We start from the raw sequence: 5,546 nt of genomic DNA on the forward strand, positions 1-5,546 counted from the left end.
GAAAAACGAGTGCTAACAGCGGGTTTCTGCTATTGCGGGTGACGAGCAAGTTGAAAGTTTTCTGCTTTCTATTATCTTCGCTGCGTGGGGACAGTGACGAGCATTTAAGTCCGCAACATCAGAAACCCGCAAACCGTTACCACCAATGCTGAAAAAGACAGTTCTCCGTAGACAATATCTCAGTAAATTTGACAACTTGTTCAAACAGACAACATATAAAAAGGACAGCAAAAAAAGCGATGGACTGCTTCGCACTTCGTGGACAGCAACGCAATATCTTGACTGCTTCTCACGGCTTCGTGGACAACTTGACTGCTCACCGACAGACAAAAAAGAAAATACAAATCCCCGCTTCGCATTTTTGAAAATTTCTTATCAACCGACCGCAAGCACATTTGCTTTTACCCCTTTTTTATTTTTTTATGGAATGGGCAAAAGCAAAAGAGCTTGCTTCCCTACACAAGACGACCAGAACATTATTAACTTTACAACCAAAATTAAAAGTGCGGTGTCAGCACTATAATCACTGACGACAATTAAATGAAAACAATTTACCTTACTTTTATGGTATTAATAATGTTTAATTTGAGTATAAAAGCGCAATCATGTGGACAGTATCCTGCTTATGGAGACAGCTTAGTTGGAATTTCCACTTCTTATGATACTACAGGGTTTAATTCAGGTTCAACAGGTGCAGGTGTTACATGGAACTATGCCGGTTTGGTTGTTGACACAACAGATGTGATATCGCATTATTATTATAACCCTTCAACTACACCTGGAGCAGGAAGTTTCCCTGATGCTAATCTTGCGGATCTGACTCCTATCGGTCAGTACACGTATTCTAAATCTACAACAGATAGTGTTACTTTTCTTGGTACATGGAGTGACCCGGCAAATTGTCCAACTCAGCTTTTCTCTGATCCGCAAACATCAATTTGTCCTTTTGTTTTCGGGAACAGTTTTTCGGATAATTATAAAGGATATTCTTGTGGTTCCGGAATGTACGGTCATAATTCCGGAACAAGAGTAAATACATTCGATGGGACAGGAACGCTTATTTTACCTACAATAACCTACAATAATGTTAATCGGATAAAAGTCATAGACACATCTGTTGATTCTACATTCCTATCAAACGGTACACCTATTGGAACAACAAGTTCAATACTCACTTTATATTTGTGGATAGATGCGAATACCAGTCAAGGGGTTTTTCTGATGATGGATCTTAAAAGTATTACATATAATATGACATTTAGATCCATTATCTGGTCTGATTACTCTCACATTCCCTCTATGGTTACAAGCGTTCAATCTGCATTTGCTGAGCAACAATCTGTAGTTAGTATTTACCCGAATCCATTTAATAAAACTGCAACTATAAAAATCAATGAGAACTTTAAAAACAAATCTCTTGAATTTATAATGTGCAATTTATTAGGCAGTGAAGTTCAACGCCAACAATTCACAACTACAGAAAAGGAATATGTTATTGGGCGCGGGAATCTTTCTGAAGGAATGTATTTGTATAAACTGACAGGCAACAATGAAATTATTGGGACTGGAAAATTAATTATTCAATAAATTCAAAAGCAATGAAAAAACAATTTATCAACATCGTATTAATCATTATCTGCGCTACTTGCTTTGCGCAAAAAAAAGACAGCACACTAGTCTGGCTTGACGCTATCGATGTAAAACTTCTTGGAAATTCTTCTTCAGCAATAGTAACTCCTCCTTCGTCTTCTCCTCAAATTTCCTCCAAGTATAAAGACGAAGCTTTTAAATACGAGGGTGAAATCAGTTCTTCTCAAAGCAAACTTAGCACAGCAGAATTAAAAATGAACAGCGCTTATGGAAAAAATAACAATGAATACAATCAAGCCAAACAAGAAGCGGAAAATGCAAAATGGTCAAAGAACCTTGCAGAAAATCGCTTGCAAGAAGCGCAGTTCAATAATTCTATTGTTCAATCCGGAATAGCGAGTATGAAACAATCAGCTGCTGACGCAATCGCTGGGAAACTTGCTTTACGCGAAAAAGCAAAAAAATATTATCTGCTTGGCGATTGGAATAATTGCGTTGCGAATTACGAAGACTTACTTTTAGGATGGGAGTATAATTCAGTGTATGGTATCAACAAAGATATCGGATTTGACTTTTACGATTTCATGCTTGCAACAAGAGCCGCAAAAAGAGCTGCAGATAAAGGGCTTGGACTAAAGACGAAAAAAGATATTTTTGAAATTGTATATATAACTTCGGGAAAAGCAATTAGCGAAATAAGAAATTCCAGCTTAACATATTTTGAAAAAAGATATGTTGCAATGGAATTATTAAATTGGCTTACTAAAAATGTTTCTAAAATCCCTGAAAAAACAAAAAGCAAATACAACGATTGGTTTCTTAATGTGTGGCTTGGAAACCTTTCGGAATTTTCCAAGACTTCTAAACTTGCTGACATCAGCGAATATGCAAATGCAATTTCCATGCTTGCCTATTCGCTCGGACAAAAGACATTTTATGACGACATGGTTTACCCGCTTGCACATATAAACGATGCAAACACCACCGTAAACAGATATTATAAAATTCCGCGCTTTAAAGAAGATGCGGAGGCGGGCAATTCAGGTATCGCGGCATCTGAATTACTTGATTTGCAATTTTTACTTGCTGCCTATTATCAGGAACAGGCAGGCAATAAACCACAAGCCCTCGAAGTATGGCTCAATTATCTTGATTATGCAAATTTCAACTGGCAGCATAAGTCAGGGGCTCTTTATTTATCTTTGGCAATAAAAAAATCTGAAGAACTTAAAAAAGAATTGGGTAGCTCCGCCCTTGCTCATACCAATCAAAACTGGGCAATAAAAAAACAAGAATTGGAAGATATAAAAAAGGAAAAAGAAAAAGATGTAAAAAGAAAGGAAGCCGGACTTGAATGGGATAATGAAAAATAAAATTACAAATAAATAAAACCTAACTACCTATGAAAACAATACTCATTTCAGCAATGTTGCTAATCGCAGCACAAACATTCTCACAAGTTTATTTTATTGAACAAGATAAGAGCCCATCAGTTGCAGCAACAATAAATACTACCAGCCAAGAAAGAAGAGTATGGATAATGGGAGATAAAGCAAAAATAATGGCGCGCAGTACTAAAGAAGGAGCAATGGCAGGAGCAGAAATGAGTTTGAGTATAGCACAACAAACTACAAGTGCCATTAATCCTACATTCATTGCTATAGCAGAGGCTGATATCAAACAGGGAGAATTGGAGTTAAGTAATTTGAAAGCAATAAAAAACCCAACCAAAGAACAAAAAAAGAGCATAGATGACTTGGAAGCAAAACTTACAAGCAGTAAAGAAAAATTAAAAAGAATGAAATCTTCTCCTGACGGTTCTCCGACAGATTTCGATAGCGAAAAACAAAAGACAAGCATTGAGCAAACTGATAAAGAATCAATGTCAAAAGACATTCAAAAGCTAAGCGGCAATGCTGATATTATCCGAATGGACAAAAGCGTAACATGGAAAATAAATACTGCTGAAATGGTTTACCAAGAAGTGAAAATAGAAAGCCAGATGAAAGGAAATCCAAACACAGCAATGCCAGCAGGATTGTACAGCGTTTCTGTTCAAGATATAGGAGATGGCGGGATGATAGCCGGATACAAAACAAAAAAATACAAGATAACAGCAACAATGAATGCCGGAGGAACAGCTACCCCTTATTTTTCAGGTGAATTCTGGATAGCCGAAGAACTTGAAAACGCAAAACAACAGATAAATAAATTCAATAACGACTACAAGCTGAAAACTGCCGATGAGGCATTGCCCATGCTCAATCTGAATGCATTTATTTTTGACATGGTTCCGGAATTTAATGATAAATTAAATGCTATTAAAGGGATGATCCTTAAAAAATCATATAAAGGCGATGGAGCAATGGCTTCTATGGCATACGCAACAGAGATAGCAAAAGTATCTGTTGACCCAATTGATGAGAAAACATTTGAACTACCTGTAGAGGTAAAAAAACAAAAGTAGTGTTGAGCGAGGCATATACCAATTGTTTTCCCTGCCCCGTATTCATCGGAGACGGATACTTAGAAAGTCATTTTGGGCGATTAGAAAGTAATTTGAATGTCTTAGAATGTCATTTTGGACAATTAGAAAATGATTTTTACCACTTAGACAGTCATTTGCACGACTTAGAATTTAATTTTCACATATTAGAAACTCATTTGGACAACTTCGCAAGTCATTTTAAGGACTTCGCAACAAATTTGAAGGTCTTAGAAGGTCATTTGTAGGTCTTCGCTGACAATTTGAAGGTCTTCGCTGGACAACATTTCCCCTATGAAAACCACACCTACGGCAAGCACATTTGTATTTGCCCTCTTTTTATTTTTTTAATGGAAAGGGCAAATCCAAAAAAGCTTGCCTGCCGACAAATCCGAGTAAGAAATTTTCAAAAATGCCCGACCGCTCAACAAAAACAATAGACAAAATCTCTACTCGCGGACAGTGACGACCGACACAGACGACCAGCACAGGTGGTAACAGCGGCTTTAATAAATGCGGGCTGACCTGCTTGTATTTCAGTTCGTGCATTTTATTTAGTTTTGTGGTCGGCAGACAATGAAGTGGGTTTTAATCCCGCACTTCTTAAAGCCGCAAAACGTTGGCAGCCATAGTAAAACGACACACTGCACTGTGGACAACTTCGTAGACAAACAAAAAATGTTTTCAAAAAATTTATCTACTTTTGGCAAAACCAAATCACACGGACAATGACTTACTACCCAATTTCATTAAAGGAAATAAAAGAAAAAGTTGCAAAAAAGAAAGTTGCAAAGCGAGCAACAGAACAACTACTTGACTTTCCAGACCTACAAAATGTAAAAGAAATTACCAACGAGTTTGGCGAGACACTTGTTCGTGTGGACGGTGAAATTCCAACGGACTTGCCCGTAAAAGACGGACAGCGATTTTTATTTATCAGTTACGACCAGAGTAAATATTCTCACGGCATACATAAATATCCCGCAAAATTTTTTCCCGAACTCCCAAGATGGTTAATAAAACGCTATTCCCAACCAGACAGTTTAATCCTTGACCCATTCGCTGGCAGTGCCACGACAAATATTGAAGCGTTACTATCGGACAGACACTCTGTTGGTGTAGATGTTGACCCCTTTGCCCGACTATTAGCAAAAGTAAAAACCACCCCGCTTGACAATGACGAATTAGACAGAGTAACGGAAAAAATTTTGCGAAAACTTGTTGCATACAAACCAAAACTTGTAAGCAAAACAGACATTCCCGAATTTCCCTACCGAGACAACTGGTTCAATAAAGAAATTTTACTTGAACTTTCCTATATCAAAAAAATAATTAACGAGTTAGACACAGACGAAGATATAATTGACTTCTGCAAAATTTGTATGTCTTCTATTATCCGCAATGTTTCCAACGCAGACGACAACTGCACAAGGACAGTTGTAAGAAAAAAACTCAACAAGCAAATTTATCC

At 37.3% G+C, this 5,546-nt stretch carries 6 protein-coding genes; 5 read left to right on the plus strand and 1 reads right to left on the minus strand.

Annotated elements, in window-relative coordinates; translation table 11 throughout:
- Window positions 1-145 precede the first annotated feature (145 nt).
- The 4 genes from HY841_04510 to HY841_04525 are packed head-to-tail and all read left to right on the plus strand — an operon-like array spanning window position 146 to window position 4,057.
- A complete protein-coding gene (locus HY841_04510; GenBank protein ID MBI4930003.1) occupies window positions 146-523 on the plus strand; it encodes a hypothetical protein in 378 nt (125 codons plus the stop codon).
- A 17-nt stretch (window positions 524-540) separates the two neighbouring features.
- Window positions 541-1,587, plus strand: a complete 1,047-nt coding sequence (locus HY841_04515) for a T9SS type A sorting domain-containing protein (protein MBI4930004.1) — start codon at window positions 541-543, stop codon at window positions 1,585-1,587.
- A gap of 11 nt (window positions 1,588-1,598) precedes the next feature.
- Window positions 1,599-2,963, plus strand: a complete 1,365-nt coding sequence (locus HY841_04520; protein ID MBI4930005.1) for a hypothetical protein — start codon at window positions 1,599-1,601, stop codon at window positions 2,961-2,963.
- A gap of 29 nt (window positions 2,964-2,992) precedes the next feature.
- Window positions 2,993-4,057, plus strand: coding sequence for a hypothetical protein (locus tag HY841_04525; GenBank protein ID MBI4930006.1), 1,065 nt, complete (start codon window positions 2,993-2,995; stop codon window positions 4,055-4,057).
- Between the two features lie 357 nt (window positions 4,058-4,414).
- Here HY841_04525 and HY841_04530 read toward each other — a convergent pair whose 3' ends face one another.
- A complete protein-coding gene (locus tag HY841_04530; protein MBI4930007.1) occupies window positions 4,415-4,624 on the minus strand; it encodes a hypothetical protein in 210 nt (69 codons plus the stop codon).
- A 95-nt stretch (window positions 4,625-4,719) separates the two neighbouring features.
- Here HY841_04530 and HY841_04535 point away from each other — a divergent pair.
- Window positions 4,720-5,546 (plus strand): hypothetical protein (locus HY841_04535; protein MBI4930008.1); only part of this gene is annotated, 827 nt, incomplete at its 3' end.

This window comes from Bacteroidota bacterium (assembly GCA_016213405.1).
In the GTDB taxonomy this organism is placed as follows: Bacteria; Bacteroidota; Bacteroidia; order Palsa-948; family Palsa-948; genus Palsa-948.